Below are 23026 nucleotides of genomic sequence, written 5' to 3' on the forward strand. Positions count from 1 at the left end.
CCCAGGGCGAGGCTGGGTTTCTGCTGGCCAAGCCCCGCCGCTTTGAGTAGGTTGCCGCCAACCGCAAAGAGGGAAGCCGGTGAAACGCCAATCTGGCGACATTCCGGCGCTGCCCCCGCAACTGTAGGATCGTTATCCCAATCGTTAACTGGGATGCGGCGGATGAAAGAGCCACTGGCCGGTGCGGCTGGGAAGGCCATCCGCTGGAATACGGTCGAGTCAGGAGACCTCGGCGGCCGCTTCGTAACGGCAACGACCTCGGAGGGAGGTTTCGCGCCATCATGGCTCGATCCTTGTCACAAGGCGCCGGTCCCACCGGCATCATCACCCCGCTGCCTGCCATCACCTTGGTGCTGGGCGGGGCGCGTTCGGGCAAAAGCCTCTATGCCGAGGAAGTCCTCGACCGGCATACGGGTGCCCGTACCTATGTCGCCACCGCCGAGATCCGTGATGCCGAAATGGCGGCGCGGGTGCAGTTCCACCGCGACCGCCGCGACCCGGATTGGCGCCTGGTCGAGGAGCCCATGGCCCTGGCCCAAACGATCGTGGCGGAAACAGAGAAGGGGGCGGCGGTTCTGGTCGATTGCCTGACGCTGTGGCTCACCAATGTATTGCTGGCGGAAAAAGACGTGCCGGCGGAGATCGACGCGCTGGAGGCAGCGCTCGGCCAATGCGGCGGCCCGCTCATTTTCGTCGCCAATGAAGTGGGCCTCGGCATTGTGCCGGGCAACAAGCTGGCGCGCGACTTCCGCGATCACGCGGGGCGTCTCAACCAGCGCATCGCAGCGCGCGCCGACCACGTGCTGTTCGTCGCGGCCGGCCTGCCGCTCATACTGAAGTGACGCGCGGGTCGCCGCGCGGTTTGAAATAAGAGCCGATAAGGATCATGCAATGACTGTCGCTTCCAACGCTGCTGGTGCCACTGGTAAGATTCCGGGCGGCAAGATTCCGGCCACCATCGTCACGGGCTTCCTCGGTGCCGGCAAGACCAGCCTGATCCAGCATCTTCTCAAGAATGCCGGCGGCAAGCGCCTGGCGCTCATCATCAACGAATTCGGCGAGCTTGGCGTCGACGGCGAGATCGTCAAGGGCTGCAAGATCGAAGGCTGCCCGGATGAAAACATCGTCGAGCTGGCCAATGGCTGTATCTGCTGCACGGTGGCCGACGATTTTCTGCCGACCATGAAGGCGCTGCTCGACCGCGCCAACCCGCCCGACCATATCGTCATCGAGACCTCGGGCCTGGCACTCCCGAAGCCGCTGGTGAAGGCCTTCAACTGGCCGGAGATTCGCACGCGCGTCACCGTCGACGGTGTCGTCGCCGTGGTCGACGGGCCGGCGGTGGCGGCCGGCCGCTTTGCCGACAATCCGGATGCGGTCGATGCGCTGCGGAAATCGGATGACGGGCTCGATCATGAAAGCCCGTTGGCGGAACTCTTTGAAGACCAGATCAATTGTGCCGATCTCATCATCGTCAACAAGGCGGACCAGATGACGGGGGGCGAGCATGAAGCGGCCCAGGCCCATATCATCAAGGAATTGCAGCGCCCGGCGAAGATGATCACGGCGCGTTTCGGCGAGGTTGATCCGCGCGTGCTGCTGGGGCTGGATGCGGCGGCCGAAGCCGATCTCAGCGCGCGGCCCTCGCATCATGAGCTGGAGGGCGAGGATCACAATCATGACGATTTCGAAAGCTTCCAGGTCGAGATCGGCGAACTCGCCGAGCCACAGCAATTGCTGGCCAAGCTGGTGCCGGCCATCGAAGCCCACGATATTCTGCGCGTGAAAGGCTTCCTTGCCGTGGCGGGGAAGGACATGCGCCTGGTGCTGCAGGGTGTCGGCAACCGCCTGCAGCATTATTACGACCGGCCGCTGGAAGCGCATGAAGGGCGCAAGGGCCGCATCGTCGTGATCGGCCTCAAGGGCCTCGACCGCGCTGCGATCACGGCTGCGCTCGCCTAAAACCCATGCATCTCCTCGCCGCCAAACCGGGAACGATCAGCGATGGCGGTGAAGCCGTCGATCTTGGCCAGACGCCGGCCGAGATCGTGGTGCTGAGTGCGGCGGATACCGAGCTTGCGGCCCTTGCCGCCTCGCATGCGGCGCTGCCCCAGCCAAAGCCGACCTTGCGCCTGGTCAATCTGCTGCAATTGCAGCACCACATGTCGGTCGATCTTTACATCGAGCAGGTGGCGGCCCATGCCAAGCTGGTGGTGCTGCGCCTCATCGGCGGCGAACGCTACTGGCCTTACGGGGTCGAGCAATTGGCGCTCAATGCCCAGGCGCGGGGCAGCCAGTTCGCGGCCCTGTCCGGCGACGACCAGCCGGACCCGGAGTTGTCGCGCCGCTCGACGATCGACGAGGATGCGGCACACCGGCTGTGGCAGTACCAGATCCATGGCGGCCAGACGAATGCCGAGAATTTCCTGCGCTATGCAGCGGCGCTGATCGGCTATCCTGGTGAGTGGGCGGAGCCGCGGCAGCTGCTGCGTGCCGGGCTATATTGGCCGGGTGCCGATATCCTCGGCCTTGCCGATCTCAAAGCCTATTGGCGGCAGGGTGCCCCGGTCGCCGGCATCGTCTTCTACCGCGCCTTGCTGCAGGCGGGCACGCTGGCACCGATCGAGGCGCTCATTCGCGCCGTGGCGGCACGCGGCATCAATCCGCTCCCCATCTTTGTCAATTCGCTCAAAGAAGCGGTGGCGGCCGATCTCATCCGCGACCTTTATGCCGAGACGGCACCGGACGTGACCTTGAACTGCACCGGCTTTGCCATCTCGCAGCCGGGTGCTGCCGAGTTTGCCACACCCTTTGATGGCGGCGATCACCCGGTGCTGCAGGTGGTGCTCTCTTCCGAAAGCCATGCGCAGTGGCAGGGCAGCCCGCGCGGGCTGTCCCCACGCGATCTTGCCATGCAGGTGGCGCTGCCGGAACTCGACGGTCGCATTCTGACCCGCGCCATCTCGTGGAAATCGGCACAGCATTTTGACGCAGCGACGCAATGCACCATCGTGGCGCCGCAACCGGTGGCTGACCGGATCGATTTCGTCGCCGATCTTGCCGCCAATTGGGTGAAACTGCGCCGCACGCAGGTCGGGGGCCGGCGCGTGGCGCTGGTGCTCGCCAATTATCCCAACCGCGATGGGCGCATCGGCAATGGCGTCGGCCTCGACACGCCGGCCGGCACCATCGAAGTGTTGAAGGCGATGCAGGGCGCCGGCTATCACATCACAGCCGTGCCGACCGATGGCGACCAGCTGATGACGCGCCTGATTGCGCGCGAGAAGGGTGCCTTCCGCCTCACCGGCGCAGATTATGCGGCGTTCTTTGCGAGCCTGCCGGCGGCGATGCAGGCGGCGGTGATCACGCGCTGGGGCAGCTTCAACCAGGATCCCAACTATGCCGGCGACGGCTTCGATCTGCCCCTGATCGATCTGGGGCATGTCGTCATCGGCATTCAGCCATCGCGCGGCTATGACGTCGATCCGACGGCCAGCTATCACGACCCCGACCTGGTCCCACCGCATTATTACTTTGCCTTCTACGCCTATCTGCGGCGCCAGTTCGGTGCGCTGGCGATGGTGCATATGGGCAAGCACGGCAATCTCGAATGGCTGCCGGGAAAGTCGCTGGCGCTGTCGAACCTGTGCTACCCGGAGGCGATCTTCGGGCCCATGCCCAATCTCTATCCCTTCATCGTCAACGATCCGGGCGAAGGGGCGCAGGCCAAGCGCCGCGCCCAGGCCGTCATCATCGATCACATGACGCCGCCGCTGACGCGGGCCGAAAGCTATGGCCCGACCCGCGATCTCGAACGATTGGTCGATGAGTATTTCGAGGCGAGCCAGGTCGATCCGCGCCGCTGTGTCGATTTGAAACGCCAGATCCTCGATCTCGCCATGTCGTCGGGATTGGCAGCCGATTGCGGCGTGCTGGTGGATGACGATACCGACACGGCCCTGGCCAAGCTCGACAATCATCTGTGCGAATTGAAAGAGGCGCAGATCCGCGACGGCCTCCATATCTTCGGGAAGGCGCCGGAAGGGGCCATGCTCGATGCATTGCTGGTGGCACTCACCCGCCTGCCGCGCGGCAAGGGCGAGGGGCGCGGCGCATCGCTGATCCGGGCGCTCGGCGCCGATCTCGGCCTCGATTTCGACCCGCTCGATGCCAAGCTCGGCGAGGCGTGGAACGGTGCCCGGCCGGACGCCCTGCAGCGGGTAAGCGATGATCTGTGGCGGCTGACCGGCGATACGGTCGAGCGGCTGGAATTGCTGGCACTCGCCCTGGTGTCGCATCAGCAGGCCTGCGACCCGGCCTGGACGCGCACGGCGGCTGTGCTCGACTTCATTGAAGACGATCTGCGCCTGCGTGTGCAGGGGTGCGGCGATGCGGAAATCGCCAGCATCTTGCGTGGGCTCGACGGGCGCTTCGTCAAGCCGGGTCCCTCCGGCGCGCCGACACGCGGGCGGCTGGATGTGCTGCCCACGGGGCGCAATTTCTTTTCGGTCGATACGCGCTCGGTGCCGACACCGACCGCCTGGAGTCTCGGCTGGCAATCGGCGCTCCTCGTGCTTGATCGTCACCGCCAGGAACATGGTGCCTGGCCCAAGGCCATCGTGCTTTCGGCCTGGGGGACCGCCAATATGCGCACCGGCGGCGATGACATCGCCCAGGCGCTGGCCTTGATGGGCGTGAAGCCGAGCTGGGATCCCGGTGGATCAGGCCGCGTGGCCGGATTCGAGATCATGCCGCTCGCTGTCCTTGGGCGGCCGCGCGTCGATGTGACCTTGCGCGTCTCCGGCTTCTTCCGCGATGCCTTCCCGGCGCAGATCGATCTCTTCGATTCGGCGGCGCGGGACGTGGCGAACCTCGACGAGCCGGATCATCTCAACCCGCTGGCGGCACGATTCCGCAGCGAACGCGCCGGCCTCGTGGCACAGGGCGTTGCTGACGTCGATGCCGTGCGCCGCGCCGGCTACCGCGTCTTTGGATCGAAGCCCGGTGCCTATGGCGCCGGGCTGCAGACGCTGATCGATGAGAAGGGCTGGTCGGAGACCGGCGATCTGGCGCGCGCCTATCTGGCCTGGGGCGGCTATGCCTATGGGCAGGGTGCGAGCGGCGAGGCGCAGCAGCAGCTTTTCGCGCAGCGTCTCACTGGGGTCGAGGCGGTGCTGCACAACCAGGACAATGCCGAGCATGACCTGCTCGACAGCGACAATTACTATCAGTTCGAGGGTGGCCTCGCCGCGGCCGTCACGCATTTGACCGGCAAGCGCGCGGTGGTGTGGCATAACGACCATTCACGCCCCGAGGCGCCGAAGGTCAGGGCGCTCGATGAAGAGATCGCCCGCATCGTACGCGCCCGCGTCGTCAACCCGAAATGGATCAACGGCGTCATGCGCCACGGCTATAAGGGCGGGTTCGAGATGGCGGCCACGGTCGACTATCTCTTTGCCTTCGCGGCCACTGCCGATTGCGTGGCGGATCATCATTTCGACGCCGTCTACGCAGCCTATCTCGATGACGAGACGGTGCGCGACTTCCTCGAGAAACACAATCCGGCGGCCTTGAAAGAGATCGCCGACCGCCTGCTGGAAGCGCAGACGCGCGGCCTGTGGCAGGCCAAATCGAACTCGGCCGGCATGCGGCTTCATGCCTGGTCCAATGGGAGCAAAGCAGCATGACGGAATCGGTGAACAGCGACGATCTTAATCAGCGGGCCAACGAGAAGGCGGCGCGGCGCAAGGAAGCGCGCGACCGCATGATGGCGGACAAGACCCAGGAAAAGGGCCTGATCATCGTCCATACCGGCAAGGGCAAGGGCAAATCGACCGCAGCCTTCGGCATGGTGCTGCGCTGCATCGGCCACGGCATGAAAGTCGGCGTGGTGCAGTTCATCAAGGGGAAATGGGATACCGGCGAGCGCACCGTGCTGGAGCGTTTTCCCGACCAGATCGAGATCAAGGCGCTGGGCGAAGGCTTCACCTGGGAAACCCAGGACCGCGCCCGCGACATCGCCTTTGCCCGCGCCGGCTGGGAAGAAGGCAAGCGCATGATCGCCGATGAAAGCTTCGACTTCGTGCTGCTGGATGAGATCAACATCGCCTTGCGCTATGACTATCTGCCGATCGACGAAGTGCTCGATTTCCTCAAAGCCAAGCGGCCCGGTCTCCATGTTTGTTTGACCGGGCGCAACGCCAAGGAGGAGCTGATCGCCATCGCCGATCTGGTGACGGAGATGGAAATGGTGAAGCACCCTTTCCGCGACGGCGTGAAGGCACAGGCCGGGGTCGAGTTCTGAAGTTGGCCGCATCCGTCACTTATACCCCCCTCTCTAACTATCCCCCTCAAGGGGGGAGAGGACTAGAACGAGCCTCCGCCCATGCTGGGTGCGAACTCCCTCCCCCCTTGAGGGGGAGGGTCGGGGAGGGGGGTATCTTCGCTCCATGAAAACCCCCGCCATCATGTTCCAAGGTACCGGCTCCGATGTCGGCAAGTCGCTGATCGTCGCTGGTCTCGCGCGGGCGTTCACCAAGCGTGGGCTGAAAGTCCGGCCGTTCAAGCCGCAGAACATGTCGAACAACGCGGCGGTCACGGCCGATGGCGGCGAGATCGGGCGGGCGCAGGCGTTGCAGGCGCGCGCCGCCCGCGTGCCGCTGTCGGTGCATATGAACCCGGTGCTGCTCAAACCCCAGAGCGATGTGGGCTCGCAGGTCATCGTGCAGGGCAAGATCTTCGGCAACGCGAAGGCCGCCGATTATCATCGCCTGAAGCCGCAGCTGCTGGACGCCGTGCTGCAAAGCTACCAGCATCTGGCGCAAGAGGCCGATCTGGTGCTGGTGGAGGGTGCCGGATCGCCGGCCGAGATCAATTTACGCGCTGGCGACATTGCCAATATGGGCTTTGCGGAAGCCGCCGATCTGCCGGTGGTGCTGGTGGGCGATATCGACCGGGGCGGCGTCATTGCCAGCATCTATGGCACGGTGAAGCTGCTGCCCCCTCAGGAGACGGCGCGCATCAAGGGCTTCCTCATCAACAAGTTCCGCGGCGACCCGGCGCTCTTTGCCGAGGGCATGAAGCTGATCGCCGAGAAGACTGGCCTCGCAGCCCTAGGCCTGGTGCCGTGGTTCCATGGCGCCGAACGCTTGCCGCCGGAAGATGCCGTGGCCCTTAGCGGCTACAAGGGCAAGGACGCGCCAATCAAGATCGTCGTGCCGCAGCTGCCGCGCATTTCCAACTTCGACGATCTCGACCCGCTGCGGGCGGAAGCCGATGTGAGCGTCGAATTGGTGCGCCCCGGCACGGCATTGCCGGGCGATGCCGACCTCATCCTGCTGCCGGGCTCAAAAGCCACCATCGCCGATTTGCGGGCGCTTTATGAGACGGGCTGGGACATCGACATCCAGGCCCATCACCGGCGCGGCGGTGCGGTCTTTGGCCTCTGTGGCGGCTATCAGATGCTGGGGAAGCGCGTCGAGGATCCGGGCGGGATCGAGGGACCGAAGGGGGGCAGCGACGGGTTGGGGCTGCTCGATGTCGTCACCACGCTGACCGACGCCAAGGCGCTGGTCGAAGTGAAGGCGCGGGCGATGGGTCATGATGTTGCCGGGTATGAGATGCATGTCGGTGTCACCGCTGGACCCGATGACGCACGGCCGTTCCTCAGCATCGGCAACCGGCCGGATGGCGCCATCTCAGCCGACGGCCGCGTCATGGGCTGCTATGTGCACGGCCTCTTTGCAGCCGATGCCTTCCGCCATGCGTTCTTGAATGGACTACGTACACGCGCAGAGAGCGGCGTCGCCTATGAGCTTGGTGTCGAGCAGGCCCTGGATGACCTGGCGGCGCATCTGGAGCGCCATGCGGATCTCGACCGCATGCTGGAGATGGCGCGTTCGCGTTGATTGTCATCCCCCGCGAAGGCGGGGGATCCACGAGTCGCTTTCGTCGTGTTGTCGATAAACTCGTGGATGGCCCGCCTAAAGCGGGCCATGACGACTGAATGGTTAGAGCGCCGCGCAACCCAACACGACCAACCCCAGCACCGCGCAGGCGCGCCAATAGAGGGCGAGGCAGGTGCGAATGTCAGCGGCTTTGAGTTGCCAGCGGCCGCCGTCATTCATCCAGGGGTCGGAGACGAGAACACCGTGATAGCGGCGGGGGCCAGCGATGGCGAGGCCGAGTGCCCCGGCCATGGCGGCTTCCGGCCAGCCGGCATTGGGCGATTTGTGGCGCGTGGCATCGCGCCACACCGCGCGCCAGGCGGCAGCGGCACGGGCGCCGCGCTGGACAAGGCTGGCGAGGATCAGCAGCAGCGCTGAAAGTCGCGAGGCCGGCAGGTTGACGAGATCGTCGAGCCTCGCGGCGGCACGGCCGAAATCGAGATGGCGCGGCGTCTTGTGGCCGATCATGCTGTCCATCGTGTTGATGGTCTTGTAGGCGAGCATCCCGGGGAGGCCGAGGACCAGGCCCCAGAAGATCGGCGCCACGATGCCGTCGGAGAAGTTCTCAGCAAGGCTCTCGACGGCCGCGCGGGCGATCCCGGCCTCGTCAAGCGCCTCCGGATCGCGCCCGACGATGCGGGCGACGGCGATGCGGCCGCCGTCGACGCCGGACAGTTCCATCGCCTTGGCGACATCGGCCACATGCGCATAGAGGCTCTTCTGGGCGATGAGCGTGGACATGACGAGGCCCAGCCAGAGCGGGCCGCCGGGGAGCTTCAGCAACAGCGCCTGCCCAATCCAGCCAAGCAGCAGGGCGCCAAGGGTCAGGGCGATACAGACGGCAAGGCCGGCGCGCCGCCGGGCGGCGGCACCGGCACTCTCCCGGTTGAAGCGGCGGTCGGCCCATGCGATGACTTGGCCGATGAGGACGATCGGGTGCGGGACACGGCGATAGGCCCAGGCCGGGTCGCCGAGGGTTGCGTCGGCGATGATGGCAAGACTGAGGGCGATGGGGTGCATAAGGTCGGTCATGATGGGGCGATCCTGCGCATCCCTCCCGGGACGTCAAGCCCACTTGCGCCGGAAATGCCCGTGATCGCGGCAGGAGGATGACAATGGCGCGGTATGAAGGCGGTTGCCTGTGCGGCAAGGTCCGGTTCGTCGTGACGGCCGAGCCGCGTTCGGTGTTCCATTGCCACTGCTTTTCCTGCCGGCGCCAGACCGGCGGGGCGGTCGCGAGCTTCGCCGCCTTTCCTGTGGCCGGGCATTTCCAATGGACGGCGGCGCTGCCGACCGCATTTCATTCCTCGCCGGGTGTCACGCGCCGTTTCTGCCCGACCTGCGGTACGCCGCTGAGCTATGAGGCGGAAAGGTTCGCCGACGAGATCCACCTTCATATCGGCGTCTTCGACCGTCCCGACGATCTGGTGCCGCAGGCGCATTGGCACACGGAAGAACAGGTCGCCTGGTTCGATACGCGGGACGATCTGCCGCGCCACGCGGGCGATTGATGATGCAGCCCACTTTCCTGGGTGTCGGGCATGAAAGTGCCGCGACCTTTGCCGATCTTGCGCAAGCGGTGACGGATGCGCTGGCGCAGGCCGGTGTGACGGCGGCCGAGATCGCCGGAATTGCCACCATCGTGCAGAAGGCCGAGGCCGGCCTCGTCGCGGCGCTTGCCAGGGAACTGGGCGTTCCCGTGCGTTACTTCAGCGCAGCCGAGCTGGAGGCGGAGACGCCGCGCCTCAAGAACCCGTCGGAAGTCGTTTTCCGGCAGATGGGCTGTCATGGTGTCGCGGAAGCGGCGGCGCTGGCGGCGGGTGGGGCGGAGGCGACGCTGGTCCTGCCGAAGATGGCCGGCAAGGGCGTCACCTGTGCCATTGCCCGGGCAGGGTGATCCGGTCCATAAAGCGGCATGCCCATCGTTCATTTCATCGGCGCCGGCCCCGGCGATCCGGACCTCATCACAGTGAAGGGGCGGCGCCTCATTGAGCAGTCGCCGGTGGTGCTCTATGCCGGCTCATTGGTGCCGCGCGCCATCGTCGATTGTGCGCGCCAGGATGCGCGGGTGATCGACACGGCGCCGCTCAACCTTGATGAGATCATCGCCGAGATGAAGGCAGCACACGACCAGGGCCAGGACGTCGCCCGCGTGCATTCAGGCGACCCGTCGATCTACGGCGCCATCGGCGAACAGATGCGGCGGCTCGACGAATTGGGCATCGCTTACGACATCATCCCCGGCGTGCCGGCCTTTGCCGCCGCCGCTGCCTTGCTGAAGACCGAACTGACCTTGCCCGGCATCAGCCAGTCGGTCATCCTGACGCGGGTGCAGGGGGCCTCCTCCCCCATGCCGCCGGGCGAGGATCTGGCGACGCTCGGGAAGGCCGGGGCGACACTGGCGCTGCATCTTTCGGTCAAGAGCATCGCCAAGGTGGTCAAGGAATTGACGCCGCATTACGGCGCCGATTGTCCGGCCGTCGTCGTCTATCGCGCCTCCTGGCCCGATGAAGCCGTCGTGCGCGGCACCTTGGCCGATATCGAGGGCAAGCTCGCCGGCAGCGACATCGCGCGCACGGCATTGATTTTCGTCGGCCGCGTCTTCGGGCAGGTGACGTTCAAGGACAGCCAGCTCTATAACGCGACGCATCAGCATCTTTACCGAACCGAGTAGATTTGATGCGTGCGCTGTGGCGGCAGGCTGATTTCAAGGCGCTCATCGCAGCCCTTGGTGTTTCGCAGATGGGGGCGAAGGTGGCGCGTGAGGCGCTGCCGCTGACCGCCGTGCTGGTGCTGGGGGCCGGGCCCCTGGCGATGAGCGGCCTCACCATCGCTGCAACCCTGCCGACCTTGCTGATGGCGCTTCATGCCGGCGCCTTTCTTGATCGCATCCGCCGCCGCCCGGGGATGATCATTGCCGATCTGCTGCGCTTCCTGTTTCTGCTCTCGGTGCCGATCGCCTATCTCCTCGATGCCCTCAGCATCACCCAGCTGGTCGTCGTGGCGTTCTTCGTGTCGGCGGCGACGCTGGCCTTCGACATCGCCGACCAGGCCTATCTGCCAGGCCTCGTCGGGCGGCCGCAGATTCTCAAGGCCAATGCGGTGAAGGAGACGACCGATGCGACGACCGAGATCGTCGGCCCACCCTTGGGCGGCTTGCTGGTGCAGACGATCGGCGGGCCGCTTACCATCCTCATCGATTCGGTGAGCTATCTGGTTTCGGCCATTTGCCTTGGCCGCATTCGCGCCGTGGAACCGGTGCCGACAGCGCGTCGCCAGCCCAACCTCACGCGCGAGATCAAGGACGGCCTGCGCGTGCTGTGGCATGATTCGATCCTGCGGCCGCTGCTCTATGCGCGTTTCATCCGCGCCTTCTTCGGTGGCTTGCTGGGGCCGTTCTATGTGCTCTATGCGATTGAGAATCTGGGTCTCACACCGTTTCAGCTGGGGCTGGTCGTTGCCGTCGGCGGCGTTGCCAGCCTGATCGGTGCCATGGCCGTTCCCCGGCTGGTGAAGCGGTTGCCGCCGGGGCCGGGCCTGATCGCTGCCTATACGGTCAAGGTTGCCGGCTATCTCTGCGTGCCGCTGGCGGGTCATGCGCTGGGCCTTGCCCCCTGGGCCGGCATGGCGTTGTTGATGGCGCATCAACTCCTCGCCGATGGCAGCACGGGCTTCTTCATGGTGGTGGAGCGGACCTTGCGCCAGCACCGCGTGCCGGCGGAGTTGCTGGCGCGCGCCGGTGCCACGACGCGGCTGGTCAATGATGCCTCATTGCCCTTTGCGGCATTGCTCGGCGGCTTGCTGGCGGAACAGATCGGCGTCCATGCGGTGATGTGGATCGCGGTCGCTGGCTATGCCTTTGCACCGATCGTCGCCTTCTGTTCCGACGTGCGGCATCTGCGCCACATCGAAGACCTTGATATCGCCGCCGCGCGCGTCACATAACCGTCACATAATGCCCAATTCATCGGCATAACTGGCGCTTCTCCATATCAGCGCAGTCGATAGTGCTTATGCGCGCGAGGCATGATGGCGCATGGCCGGCCCGCGCCAGATGCGCGGGTGGTTCCGCACAATCCAGCCCCTTCAATAACTTGTGCTGCATGTGGCAGCGGCTGCTGAAACAACAGGCCGACATGTGAAATACGAGGACTGCAAATTCCGCCGGTCGCCATGCGAGTGCGGGGATGGAAAGCAGGGCGTGGAGCCGCCAGTTGCCGGAATACGCCGCGCGCAAACGCGGTTGTCAACAATCGACCAGGCAACTTCGGAAGGAAGTCACATGACACGTATTTCTCATCTCATCGCCGGTGCGGCACTCATGCTGGCGGTCGGTAGCAGCGCAGCACTGGCCGAAACGGGGGCGGCGGGTGATGCCGTTGCCGTCGTCTCGGCCAATCTGCCGGCCGGCGTGACACTCGACAACGCATCCGAGCGTCAGCTGGGCAGTGCCGTGCGCCGTGCGGTGCGGGCGCATCCGGAACTCTCCGGTGCCATTGTCGAGGACGTCACCAAGGCGGTGCCGTCGAACCGCAAGGCGACGGTGAAGAAGGCGGTCTCGGCCGCCAAGGCACCTTATGCGCGCACCACCGGGCGCGGCGGCCATCTCTAACGGCAATGCAGGCAACACCCGGCGGCGTTCGCGCCGCCGGGTTTTTTCTGCCAAGACTATTTCTTGAATGGTCTCTCGCCGACCAGATGGCCCTTGCGGTCATAGACCAGCAGCTCGATGGCGATCCTGTGGTCTGATTCGGTGAGCGCCACGTCCTGCGCAGAAGCTGCAATGTCATGACCGATCGGGATGCCTGCCTCGGTGCACAGCGCCAAGGCTTCCATCGCCGTGTTCCCGGCGCGGATCGCGGTGGCGAGCGCGGCATCGCCGCCAAGGGCCACGGCGCGTTCGGCCAAACGCCCGAGATCGACCTGGCTGCGGCCGGAATGAAGATCGAGATGGCCTTCGGCGAGTTTTGCCATCTTGGCAAAGCCACCGGCCAGCGTCAGGCGCTCGATCGGATGATGGCGCAGATATTTCAACACGCCGCCCGCAAAGTCGCCCATGTCGATGAAGGCGAAATCGGGCAAGTCATGGCGCGCTGCCACCGCGCTTTCAGTCGTTGAGCCGGTGCAGGCGGCGGCATGGGTTTGCCCCGCCGCACGGATGACGTCGATGCCGCGATGGATCGAGGCGATCCAGGCGGCGCAGGAAAAGGGATGCACGATCCCGGTCGTCCCCAGGATGGAGATGCCGCCGACAATGCCAAGGCGCGGGTTCCAGGTCGCCCGCGCGATCTCGGCGCCGCCGATGACGCTGATGGTCACCTCGGCGTCCGGATGCGTGCCGTGGGCGGCGGCCACGTCCTGCAGCACGGCCTCGATCATGGCGCGGGGGGCGGGGTTGATGGCGGGTTCGCCGGGCGGAATGGGCAGGCCCGGCTTGGTGACCACACCGACGCCCTCGCCCGCCTTGAAGACGGTCCCGCTGCCGGGGGGTAACCGCCTTATCCGGGCGCGGATATGGGCGCCATGGGTCACATCCGGGTCGTCGCCGGCGTCCTTTATGATGCCAACCTCGGCAAAATCACCCTCCAGGCACGGTTCAGCCAATGGAAAGGCCGGTTTTTCGCCCTTTGGCAGGGTAATTGTGACCGAATCGGCCCAGTTTCCGCTCAAAAGGGCGGAAAAAGCGGCCTTGGTGGCTGCGGTGGCGCAGCAACCGGTGGTCCAGCCGCGCCGCAAGGCCCCTTCTGGGCGGCGCGGGGCCGCATCTGTCGTTTTTTTGTCGGTCATGACGCTATTTTATGGGCCGATGTCTTTTGCTGGCTAGTGTGGCGGCGATCCTGCGCTAATTTAGCCGCTATGAATAAGCTGTTTGCGACATTGCCGGGCATCGAACCCGGCTGGGTGTGGCTGACCGGCGCCGGTCCCGGCGATCCCGGCCTCCTCACCATGCTGGCGGTCCGGGGCCTCGGCTCGGCCGATGTCATCGTCTATGACGCGCTGGTCGACAAGTCGATCCTGGAACTCGCCCGCCCCGGCGCCGTCCTCGAATATGCGGGAAAGCGCGGCGGCAAGCCGTCCTCGAAGCAGCCTGACATTTCCCTGCGCCTCGTCCAACTGGCGCGCGAGGGCAAGCGCGTGTTGCGCCTCAAGGGCGGCGACCCCTTCGTCTTTGGCCGCGGTGGCGAGGAAGCGCTGACCCTGGTCGAGAACGGCATCCCGTTCCGCATCGTGCCCGGCATTTCGGCCGGCATCGGCGGCCTGGCTTATGCCGGCATCCCGGTTACCCATCGCGACAGCAATTCGGCGGTGGCCTTCGTCACCGGTCACGATGCCACCGGCGAGGTGCCGGATTCGGTCGATTGGGCGGCGCTCGCCAAGGGCGCGCCGGTCATCGTGCTCTATATGGCGTTGAAGCATATCGAACGTATCGCCGAGCGATTGATCGCCGGCGGGCGCAATCCGAATGCCGCGGTCGCCGTGATCGCCAAGGCGACGACGCGGGAACAGCGTGTGCTGGAGACCACGTTGTGCCGGGCAGCTGCGGATGTCGCGGCGGCCGGCATCGAACCGCCGGCGATGGTGGTGATCGGTGAAGTGGTGAAGCTGCGCGCGGCGATGGATTGGCTGGGTGCCATGGACGGGCGCAAGCTCATCCCCGATCCGCTCGGCCAGCGTCAACGCGACCAGGTCGGCTGATCCCGTCTTGACCCGCGGCCTCCTCATCGCCGCACCGTCTTCGGGCAGCGGCAAGACCCTCACCACGCTGAGCCTGCTCTCATTGCTGCGCGCCAACGGCGTCAATGTCGCCGGCTGCAAGGCGGGACCGGATTACATCGATCCCGATTTCCATGCCGCGGCCACGGGCAAACCCTGCTTCAACCTCGATATCTGGGCGATGCGTCCGACGGTGCTGCAAGGATTGATGGCGCAGCAGGCGGCGCGCGCCGACCTTCTCGTCGTCGAGGGCGTCATGGGCCTCTTCGACGGCATCCCAGGCCTCGACATCCGCAACAACGGCTCCTCGTCGCAGCTGGCGCAAAAGCTGGGGCTGCCGGTGCTGCTGGTGATCAACGCCAAGGGGCAGGGGGCAACGGCGGGCGCCGTGATCGAAGGCCTCGCGCGCCACGACCCGGCGCTGAAGATCGCGGGTGTCATCTTCAACAATGTGGGTGGCGCCGGGCACCGGGAGATCCTGCAGGACGCCGCCAAAACCGCAGGTGTGCCGGTCCTCGGTTATCTGCCGCATGTGCCGGCCCTCAAAGTCCCATCGCGGCATCTCGGCCTGGTGCAGGCGCGGGAGATGACGGCGCTCGAAGATTTCTTCGCGGCAGCACGGGCAAGCTTTGCCGATGCCTTCGACCTCGATGCCATCGTCGCGGCGGCGGGCGATCTGCCGGCGACGGATGCAGCGTTAACGCCGCTGCTGCCGCCGCCAGGCCAGCGCATCGCCTTGGCCGACGATGCGGCCTTTGCCTTCACCTATCCGTTTCACCGCGAAGCCTGGGCGCTGGCCGGTGCCGAGATCATTCCCTTCTCGCCCTTGAATGACGAGGCGCCGCGAGAGGATGCCGACGCCATTGTCCTGCCCGGCGGATATCCCGAGCTTTATGCCGGACAGCTTGCCGGCAATGCCCGATTCCTTGCCGGGCTGCGACATGCAGCGGCCAGCAACGTCTTCATCTATGGCGAATGCGGCGGCTACATGACCCTGGGGACGCATCTCACCGATGCCAAGGGCGAACGGCACGCGATGGCGGGACTGCTGCCGGTCGAAACCAGTTTCGCCGCGCGCAAGCTGCATCTGGGCTACCGCGCGGCGCAGGCGTTGGCGGCGACACCCTTTGGCAAGGCCGGGGCGGTTTTCCGCGGCCATGAATTCCATTACGCGACGATCGTCAGTGAAGGCGATGCCCCGGCCCTTTTTACGGCCGAGGATGCGCGGGGGCGCGTGCTGGGCCCGGTCGGGCGGCGGGTCGGCAGCGTCATGGGATCGTTCATGCATCTCATCGATCGCGTGGCGGACTGAGCGCTTGCCAAGGGTCCCGCATTTCATGCACCCTGGGGCCCTCTGTTGATTGAGACGCGCGACGACCAAGAAAAGACGCTGTCAGGGATAAAGGCGCACGCGGATCTGTCACGAGGCAATCCTTCACCCGTTGCCCGAGGACGATCATGACCCTGACTCGATTTGCGGCGATCGCCGCCCTCACGCTCATGGCTACCCCTGCCTTCGCCCATACCGGCTTTCACGCCAGCGGCTTCGTGGCGGGCCTGAGCCATCCCTTCAACGGCCTGGACCACGTCTTGGTGATGGCCGGCATCGGCATCTGGGCCATCCAGCTTGGCGGCCGAAATTTGTGGCTGGTGCCTTTGGCCTTCGTTGCGACGATGGTGCTGGGCGCGGGCCTCGCGCTGATGAATTTTCCCCTGCCGGAAGTCGAGCTTGGCATTGCCGGATCGGTCGTCGTCATCGGCATGTTGGTGGGGTTCGGCGCACGCCTGCCGGCAGGCACCGCTGCCGCGCTGATCGCATTGATGGCCCTCTTCCATGGCCATGCGCATGGGACTGAGCTGCCGGCGATGGCTTCCGTCTGGGGCTATGCGGCTGGCTTCGTTCTATCGACCGCCATGCTTCATGCTATCGGCCTGGGGCTCGGTCTCGCGGTTTTCCGCCTTGCGCGGCCGGCGGTGTTGCGCGCGGCAGGGGTTCTTACTGCGCTGGCAGGTCTCGCAATGGTTAGCGGATCGTAAATTTTCGGTGCGACCGTCGAGCCTTGCAGCGCGGCCTAGACGAATTCGGGCAAGAGTCGTCACGCATGCCCCCTCTCCCTAACCCTCCCCCACGTTGGGGGGAGGGTGGGGGAGAGGGGGCTGGTTACCTTCCGTCTGGCTCTTTGGCAAACCGCGCCGGACAGATACCCGCTATGCAAAGGCGTAAGTCGCGGTGGCCGGGCCAATCGCTATGATGGCGCGGTCCCATTCATTTGCGCCGAACCGACCGCCCCCATGAGTATCGCCCTTGCCGCCGACCGCCCTTGGCACGCCCTCGTCACGCGGCCGGGCCCGGTGCTTTTTGCGACCCTGTTCACCTTGGATTCGATCGCGCGGGCCATCATCGCCCCCGTCATTCCGCTGGAGGCGCTGCACCTGTTGGGTTCGGCGCGCAATGTCAGCGTCGCCGTGACCGTGGTGGGCATCGCCGGTGTCTGCATGGCGCTGGTGCTGCCCAGCATCATCCACCGCTGGCGCCCCAAGGCGTCCTATCTGCTGGTGATCGGCATGCTGGGTGTGGCGTCATTGCTGATGGCCTCGCAGCATATCGCCGGGTTCGGTTTGGGCTGGATGATGCGGGCGATGGCGGCCGCAGGATTATTGGGTCTCCTCAACATCTATATCGCTGCTTTCATCGACAAGCGGGACCTTGCCAAATCGGAGCCCTTGCGCACGTTCTTCTCGGCCACGGCCTGGGTGGGCGGACCGTTCCTCGGCATCCGCTTCTATGAGATCTCGCCCTTGCTGCCCTTCGCCGTCTCGATCGCCGCGTCGGTGCTTCTGTTCTTCTATTTCCGGGCGCTCAATCTGCAGGCACCGTCACCGGTGGCGACCGGCGGTGCCTTCACGCCGCTGCGCAATATCGGCCGCTATTTCAGGCAGAAGCGATTGACGTTGGCCTGGGTGCTCAATTTCGGCCGCGAGATGTGGTGGGTGACACTCTTCACCTATGCGCCGATCTATCTGGTGCAGGCGGGCAAACCGGCGGTCGAGGCGGGCGATCTCATTGCCTCCTGCACGGCGCTGCTCTTCGTCAGCCTGTTTCTGGGCTGGCTCGGCCGGCGCATCGGCCTCAGGCGCTTCATCAGCGGTGCCTTCCTGTGGGTCGCCAGTTCGACCTTCGCCTTCGTCTGGTTCAGCGACCGGCCGGACCTTGCCAGTTTGATGCTGATCCTCTCGGCAGTCGGGTCGGTGTCGCTGGATTCGGTTGCTGTGGTGACCTTCCTGCGCGCCGTGCGCGGCTGGGAGCGACCGCAGATGACCATGGTCTTCAGCATCTACCGTGATGCCGCGGCACTCATTCCGCCGGCGGTCTTTGCGGTGCTGCTCAGTTTCTTTCCACTGCCCGTCGTGTTCCTGGTCAATGGCTGCATGGGCCTGGTGTGTTGCTTGCTGGCCTTGAAGCTGCCGCGCGGCCTCTAGCGGCGGCGCGGAAACACCAGCTCGAAGCGTTCGCAGATGACGTCGAGATCCGGCCGCCAGTCGATGCCGATCCGGGCACAGCTGCGCTTGAAATAGCTTTCATGCGCGTCCTGCCAATAGCGCAAGCTGCCATCGCCTTCGCCTTCGGCGGCCGCGAAATCGGCATCCACCGTTTCGAAGGGCTGGATGTCGACTTGGGTCGAGCGCAGGATCATCAGCGGCGCGCCATGATAGTCCGTCACCAGGCTGTAGCCGCCGACCGCGGGAAGGGTCACGCCTTGCGCCTGCATTTCGGCCAGCAGCCCGGCCGTCGCGCGTTTGGGACCAGTCAAGACCAGTTCCGCCAAGGATGCGGCGAGTTCCGGGCTGTCGCCGAAGAACCAGATGTCGGCAGCGATCTCGGCCGGCAGCGAAGGCACCTCGCGGCGTGCTTGCGCCCAGAAGGCCATGTGCTCGGCGCGATGCGATAATGGGTCGGTCATGGCTGCCTCGGTTGCTCCGGCGCATTTTGCCGCAACTGACCAGCCGGTCAAGGCAAAGCAGCCTTGCCGTCACGACGATTGTGCTAGGCTTGGTGCGCAATGCCGGGTAAATCGACAGCAGGCGAAGATGCTGGGCTGTTTTGGATAAGTGCGACTGATGAACGATTTGGCGGATGGGCTCGACACGGTCGTGAGCTTTCCGGATTTCACCACCTCGCCGGATACCATCACCTCGTCCAGCATTGCGCGGCTGGTCGCCTACTGGCACGGCTGCAGCATCGACGGCCGGGTGCCGCTACGCGCCGATATCGACCCAGCTGCCATCAAGGACCTGTTGCCCAATATCGTGCTGACGGAAATCGATGCGGCGTTCCGCGTGCGCTACCGGCTGGTGGGCACACGCGTGGTCGAGTTCAACAAGCTCGATTTCACCGGTGCCTATCTCGATGACATGCGCTGGGACGTGACCGAGCGCTATTCGCGCGCCTATCGCCGCGTGGCTGAAACGGGCCTGCCGCATTACGGCATCGATTCATGGCCGCTGGCGCGCAACCTCCACGGCCGCAGCGAGGTCGTGATGCTGCCGCTGAGCACCGACGGCAGCCGCGTCGATCGGTGTCTGTCGATGGAAGATTTCCTGTTCGCGTCGCATGATCTGCCGGTGGGGTGAAGCACAGCCGTAATGCGGCGGCAACCGTCACTGGACGCGATTTCGGTCTCGTTGCTGTCTACTTCCCGACCAGCGCATCGATAGCACGGGCGAGCGTCACGTCGCGGGCGCTGAGGCCCTTGCAGTCATGGGTGGTGAGGAGGATCTCGACGCGGTTATAGACATTGGACCATTCGGGATGGTGGTCCTGCTTTTCAGCGAGCAGCGCCACGCGGTTCATGAAGCCCCAGGCTTCGACGAAATCCTTGAAGCGGAAGCTGCGCTGCATGGCGTCGCGGCCGTCGACCTTCTGCCAGGCGGAAAGCTCGGCAAAGGCAGCGACCCGTTCCGGATCGGTCAATTTGGCGATCATGCTGATACATTCCTCTAGCGGATAAGCGGACCCAGATATTGCGGGATGCTGGCTTCGAGCCGGGTGTTGAGATCCTTCATCGCGGTATCGAGCAGGTTGAAGAGCACGACCTCGCGCTGATTGAGCGTCATGTTTTCCGGCACGGTCTGCGAGCGGGTCACGGTTTCGGTGAGGCTGCCGGACTTCCCGGAAAGCGGGTTGCCCGCTTCGAGCTTCACGGTGATGGAAAGATCGAAGCGGTCGGATTGCTCGGTCTTCAGCGCGGCATTGACGCCGGATGAGCGCGGCAGCGGTACGCGCACGGCGCGCGCCTCGATGATCGTATAGGTGGCCTGCCCGCGCTGGCCCACGGCCTGCAGCCGGTCGCGTGCCCATTCCGTTGCCAGCGTCTCGGGCTTCTCTGGGTAATCGGCGGCATTGTCGTCGGCGTGATCGGCCGCGCGGTAATTGTTGACGATCTCGATCTGCGCCACGTCGAGCTTGATGGCGGGGAGATGCTGGAACGTGATCTCGGGGAAATGCTGGCGCTCCGGCGGGGTGTCGCAGGCGGCCAGCAGGGTGGCGGCGGCGAGGAGGGTGCTGAGGAGGGTGGTGCGGAGCAGGTTCTTGGCGGCAATCATGCTGGCTGTGGCCCCATGGACTGATGAAATCCCTGCCTCAACCACGCAAGGCGGCAGTCGTTCCGGCAGGGGCGGCCAGCGACCCTGCCAGGACGGCCGCCGCAGGTAAAGGTGCAGCAACAGGATGCAATTGCAAATCATTTGCAATTAGAGGAACGGGCCGGTAGGGTGCGTGGCTGACGGGGGGGATGGAATAAAGCGAGGACACTGCCGATGGCGGCCAATGACAATGCCTGCCCCCATGATCTCGACGCGGCCACCGGCGATGGCGGTGCCGAGCGGGCGCTCGACTCGATGCCGTTTGCCGCCCAGTTCGCGATCTGGGCGGCGCGGGCCTGGGTGACGGCGCTGAAACTCGACCAGAGCTTTGCAACGGTCAGCGGCGACACCTTCCGCCGCTTCGAACTCAGCGCTGCAGAAAACGCGCTCGATGAGTTGTTCACGCTCGTCGCCACCTCCGCCGCGCGGCAGATCGATATCCGCTGCATGAAGTGCCGCCTGGTGAGCGCCGACGAAACCCTGTTCCAGGAGGCCGTGGCGGCGGCGCAGGCGGACAATGCCTTTGGCGCCTATACCGCCTTGCGCCAGTGGCTGCCGCCGGCAGCCGCGCGCATCGGCTTTCGCGCGCTCTATCGCTTTGCTCACCTCTTAGGGGAAAAGCAACTGCGCATGCCGGCGGTGGCGGCCGCGCACGAGGCGACAGCGGCGCCCTACCAAATGCCCTCCGTGGCATTGCACTGAGAGCTGTCAAATCCGACAATAAGCCAATGTTCCTAATACGTTAGAAATCAATTAACCTTGCGCGTCCTGACTGCCCGCGCGATCATCGGGGCATGTTTGGACAGCATCCATGTCAGCAAGACGATCATGCGGCGGCGCAGTTGCCACCGGCGGGTGGCTGATGGTTCCGGCCGGCCGAGAAGGCGATGGGGCGCTGGCAGGTGTGAACCAGAATGCGGCGCCCATGCCCCTCGCCAAAGGGGAGGAGATGCGGCCCATCGCGGCGCGCTTTCATGCAGCCCCGCTGTTTCTGGCCGTGCCGCTCGCGATCCTCGTCATCGGCTGCCTTGCCACCTTTGCGGTCTATACCGAATTGCTGCGCAGCGCCGACGATGCCTGGCAGGAAGTGGCGCGCAATCAGACGGAGCGGCTCGACCGGGGCTTCGCCGATGCGCTGCGGGCGACGCAGCCGCCGCTCCGCGCGATCACCGGCCTGTTCCTGGGTTCGGAGAATGTCGAGCGCGCGGAATTCGACCGCGCCATTGCAGCCCTTGCGCCCAATGATACCGACCCGTCCGACATCGCCATCGCCTATCTGCAGGCGGATAAGAGCGGCACGTATCAGATCCCCTTTGCGACCGGTTTCACGCGCTATGGACCGAACAGCCTCAAGCCCGGCGGCTGGCCGGGTCTTGCCACTGCGGTGAAGCCTGCGGCACAGCAGCCGCAACGCCTGATGATGTCGCCGCAACCGGTGTTCAACGACATGATCGGCCCGCGCTTTGCGCTGTTCGTGGCACTGAAGGGCGGTGCTGCGCCGCCCTTGCTGGTGGCGCCGCTGGATCTCGAGCATATCCTCGCCAATTTCGTGGCAACGCAGGTGCCAAGCGGGCTGCAGCTTGCCGTCTCGCACCGGGCGATGATCAATGGCACGGTCTACCCGGTCGCCTATCGGCCCCTGCCCGGCGAGGCCAGCGCGAATGCGGTGCAGGGCGCCTTGGGGCAGGTGCCGCTGGTGCTGACCACGCGCCTCGTCTTTGCCGATGCCGAATGGCAGTTGAGCTGGACCGTGGCAGCCAATTTCCAGGGCGGGCCCAATCGCAACCTTGCCAACACGGTGCTGGTGGGCGGGCTGTGCTTTTCATTGCTCTGCGCCGTGCTGTTCCTGCTGGCGCGCCATGAGATCAAGCGCGAGCGCGCGCATGCATCGACTGCCAAGCAGGCCGCCAACATGTTCCGCCGCCACATGTTGGAACTGAGCCAGGCGCGCGACGCCGCTGAACAGGCGAGCCGGGCGAAATCGCAATTCCTCGCCAACATGAGTCACGAATTGCGCACGCCCTTGAATGCCATCATCGGCTTTTCCGACATGATGCGCCTGGGGATCGGCGGCCGGGTCGAGAACGAGAAGCATCTGGAATGCGTCAAGCATATCAGCGACAGCGGCACGCTGCTATTCAAGCTGATCGACCAGCTGTTCGACACCGCCAAGATCGAGAGCGGCCAGGTCGAACTGTTGGAGGAGCCGCACAATGCCGAGGCGCTGGCGCGCGAGGCCATTGCCCTGGTGCAGCCGGCCGCCAACGTCAAACGCATCCGGCTGGTGCTGGAAGCGGCGCCCGATCTGCCGCCCTGGGTGGTCGATCACCGCGCGGCGCTGCAGATCCTCAACAATCTCCTCACCAATGCGGTGAAATTCTCGGGCCGCGATTCGCGGGTGCTGCTCAATTTGCAGCGCCTGGGCGATGGCGGGCTGGGCGTTTCGGTCGGCGACCAGGGGCCGGGCATCGCGCCCGACATCCTGCCGCGCATTTTCGAGCGCTTCTCGCGCGGCGATCCGATGGTCGCCGGCAAGGAGGAGGGGCTGGGCCTCGGCCTCTGGATCGTGCGCAATCTGGTCGAGATGCATCGCGGCGAGGTGAGCGTCGAGAGCGAGCTTGGCCGCGGCACCACCATTCACCTGCGCTTCCCCCCGCCGGAGCGGTCGCAGCATGTCTTCGACCCGGTGCTGATTCCGGCCGATTGAGCGATCAGCCCAACCG

At 65.3% G+C, this 23026-nt stretch carries 22 protein-coding genes and 1 riboswitch; of the genes, 17 read left to right on the plus strand and 5 right to left on the minus strand.

Translation table 11 applies throughout. The annotated features are described in order from the left end of the window. Positions 1-36 precede the first annotated feature (36 nt). Positions 37-250: riboswitch (cobalamin riboswitch) on the plus strand. Between the two features lie 31 nt (positions 251-281). From cobU to SMD31_RS10860, 5 genes are all read left to right on the plus strand, one after another. After that, positions 282-842, plus strand: a complete 561-nt coding sequence (cobU, locus tag SMD31_RS10840; RefSeq protein ID WP_320500852.1) for a bifunctional adenosylcobinamide kinase/adenosylcobinamide-phosphate guanylyltransferase — start codon at positions 282-284, stop codon at positions 840-842. 49 nt (positions 843-891) lie between these two features. Continuing rightward, positions 892-1962: a cobalamin biosynthesis protein CobW gene (gene cobW / locus SMD31_RS10845; protein WP_320500853.1), complete on the plus strand. Its 1071-nt coding sequence runs from the start codon at positions 892-894 to the stop codon at positions 1960-1962. 5 nt (positions 1963-1967) lie between these two features. Next, on the plus strand, positions 1968-5687 hold the full coding sequence (gene cobN / locus SMD31_RS10850) for a cobaltochelatase subunit CobN (RefSeq protein ID WP_320500854.1): 3720 nt from the start codon (positions 1968-1970) through the stop codon (positions 5685-5687). Further along, on the plus strand, positions 5684-6304 hold the full coding sequence (gene cobO, locus SMD31_RS10855) for a cob(I)yrinic acid a,c-diamide adenosyltransferase (RefSeq protein WP_320500855.1): 621 nt from the start codon (positions 5684-5686) through the stop codon (positions 6302-6304). Before cobN ends, cobO begins: the two co-directional genes overlap by 4 nt. Before the next feature lie 145 nt (positions 6305-6449). Then, entirely contained in the window at positions 6450-7907 is a 1458-nt protein-coding gene (locus SMD31_RS10860) for a cobyric acid synthase (RefSeq protein ID WP_320500856.1), read from the plus strand. A 102-nt stretch (positions 7908-8009) separates the two neighbouring features. Here SMD31_RS10860 and cbiB read toward each other — a convergent pair whose 3' ends face one another. Then, positions 8010-8978, minus strand: a complete 969-nt coding sequence (gene cbiB / locus SMD31_RS10865) for an adenosylcobinamide-phosphate synthase CbiB (RefSeq protein ID WP_320500857.1) — start codon at positions 8976-8978, stop codon at positions 8010-8012. An 83-nt stretch (positions 8979-9061) separates the two neighbouring features. On the opposite strand from cbiB, the gene SMD31_RS10870 reads away from it, so the two are divergent. From SMD31_RS10870 to SMD31_RS10890, 5 genes are all read left to right on the plus strand, one after another. Then, positions 9062-9457: a GFA family protein gene (locus SMD31_RS10870; RefSeq protein WP_320500858.1), complete on the plus strand. Its 396-nt coding sequence runs from the start codon at positions 9062-9064 to the stop codon at positions 9455-9457. Further along, complete coding sequence (locus tag SMD31_RS10875; protein ID WP_320500859.1) at positions 9457-9843, plus strand: cobalamin biosynthesis protein; 387 nt, start codon at positions 9457-9459, stop codon at positions 9841-9843. The genes SMD31_RS10870 and SMD31_RS10875 overlap by 1 nt, the downstream gene beginning before the upstream one ends. Positions 9844-9861: 18 nt before the next feature. Then, the gene (gene cobM / locus SMD31_RS10880; protein ID WP_320500860.1) at positions 9862-10620 is read left to right on the plus strand and encodes a precorrin-4 C(11)-methyltransferase; all 759 of its coding nucleotides are present in this window, start codon (positions 9862-9864) and stop codon (positions 10618-10620) included. A gap of 5 nt (positions 10621-10625) precedes the next feature. Beyond that, positions 10626-11891, plus strand: a complete 1266-nt coding sequence (locus tag SMD31_RS10885) for an MFS transporter (RefSeq protein ID WP_320500861.1) — start codon at positions 10626-10628, stop codon at positions 11889-11891. A 337-nt stretch (positions 11892-12228) separates the two neighbouring features. Next, positions 12229-12558 (plus strand): hypothetical protein, encoded by a 330-nt coding sequence (locus SMD31_RS10890; protein WP_320500863.1) that lies wholly within the window; start codon positions 12229-12231, stop codon positions 12556-12558. 56 nt (positions 12559-12614) lie between these two features. On the opposite strand, the gene SMD31_RS10895 is transcribed toward SMD31_RS10890, so the two are convergent. Further along, the gene (locus SMD31_RS10895) at positions 12615-13733 is read right to left on the minus strand and encodes a cobalt-precorrin-5B (C(1))-methyltransferase (RefSeq protein ID WP_320500864.1); all 1119 of its coding nucleotides are present in this window, start codon (positions 13731-13733) and stop codon (positions 12615-12617) included. A gap of 69 nt (positions 13734-13802) precedes the next feature. Between SMD31_RS10895 and cobA the strand changes: the two genes are divergently transcribed. The 4 genes from cobA to SMD31_RS10915 all read left to right on the plus strand — a co-directional run bounded on the left by cobA (position 13803) and on the right by SMD31_RS10915 (position 18140). Then, on the plus strand, positions 13803-14642 hold the full coding sequence (gene cobA, locus SMD31_RS10900; protein ID WP_320500865.1) for a uroporphyrinogen-III C-methyltransferase: 840 nt from the start codon (positions 13803-13805) through the stop codon (positions 14640-14642). A 7-nt stretch (positions 14643-14649) separates the two neighbouring features. After that, positions 14650-15972 (plus strand): cobyrinate a,c-diamide synthase, encoded by a 1323-nt coding sequence (locus SMD31_RS10905; RefSeq protein ID WP_320500866.1) that lies wholly within the window; start codon positions 14650-14652, stop codon positions 15970-15972. A 146-nt stretch (positions 15973-16118) separates the two neighbouring features. Further along, a complete protein-coding gene (locus SMD31_RS10910) occupies positions 16119-16697 on the plus strand; it encodes a HupE/UreJ family protein (protein WP_320500868.1) in 579 nt (192 codons plus the stop codon). Positions 16698-16952: 255 nt separating this feature from the next. After that, a complete protein-coding gene (locus SMD31_RS10915) occupies positions 16953-18140 on the plus strand; it encodes an MFS transporter (RefSeq protein ID WP_320500869.1) in 1188 nt (395 codons plus the stop codon). On the opposite strand, the gene SMD31_RS10920 is transcribed toward SMD31_RS10915, so the two are convergent. Further along, a complete protein-coding gene (locus SMD31_RS10920; protein ID WP_320500870.1) occupies positions 18137-18622 on the minus strand; it encodes an ASCH domain-containing protein in 486 nt (161 codons plus the stop codon). The genes SMD31_RS10915 and SMD31_RS10920 overlap by 4 nt on opposite strands. A 157-nt stretch (positions 18623-18779) precedes the next feature. On the opposite strand from SMD31_RS10920, the gene SMD31_RS10925 reads away from it, so the two are divergent. Continuing rightward, positions 18780-19292, plus strand: a complete 513-nt coding sequence (locus SMD31_RS10925) for a PAS domain-containing protein (protein WP_320500871.1) — start codon at positions 18780-18782, stop codon at positions 19290-19292. A gap of 58 nt (positions 19293-19350) precedes the next feature. Here SMD31_RS10925 and SMD31_RS10930 read toward each other — a convergent pair whose 3' ends face one another. Both SMD31_RS10930 and SMD31_RS10935 read right to left on the minus strand, forming a co-directional pair. Continuing rightward, the gene (locus SMD31_RS10930) at positions 19351-19644 is read right to left on the minus strand and encodes a 4a-hydroxytetrahydrobiopterin dehydratase (protein WP_320500872.1); all 294 of its coding nucleotides are present in this window, start codon (positions 19642-19644) and stop codon (positions 19351-19353) included. A 14-nt stretch (positions 19645-19658) separates the two neighbouring features. Then, a complete protein-coding gene (locus tag SMD31_RS10935) occupies positions 19659-20264 on the minus strand; it encodes a hypothetical protein (protein ID WP_320500873.1) in 606 nt (201 codons plus the stop codon). A gap of 213 nt (positions 20265-20477) precedes the next feature. Here SMD31_RS10935 and SMD31_RS10940 point away from each other — a divergent pair, with 213 nt between their 5' ends. Together SMD31_RS10940 and SMD31_RS10945 are read left to right on the plus strand one after the other, a co-directional pair. Beyond that, positions 20478-21005: a hypothetical protein gene (locus tag SMD31_RS10940; protein WP_320500874.1), complete on the plus strand. Its 528-nt coding sequence runs from the start codon at positions 20478-20480 to the stop codon at positions 21003-21005. A 223-nt stretch (positions 21006-21228) separates the two neighbouring features. Beyond that, a complete protein-coding gene (locus SMD31_RS10945) occupies positions 21229-23010 on the plus strand; it encodes a HAMP domain-containing sensor histidine kinase (protein WP_320500875.1) in 1782 nt (593 codons plus the stop codon). The last annotated feature ends 16 nt before the right edge of the window (positions 23011-23026 follow it).

It is taken from the genome of Dongia rigui (assembly GCF_034044635.1).
Taxonomy (GTDB): Bacteria; Pseudomonadota; Alphaproteobacteria; order Dongiales; family Dongiaceae; genus Dongia; species Dongia rigui.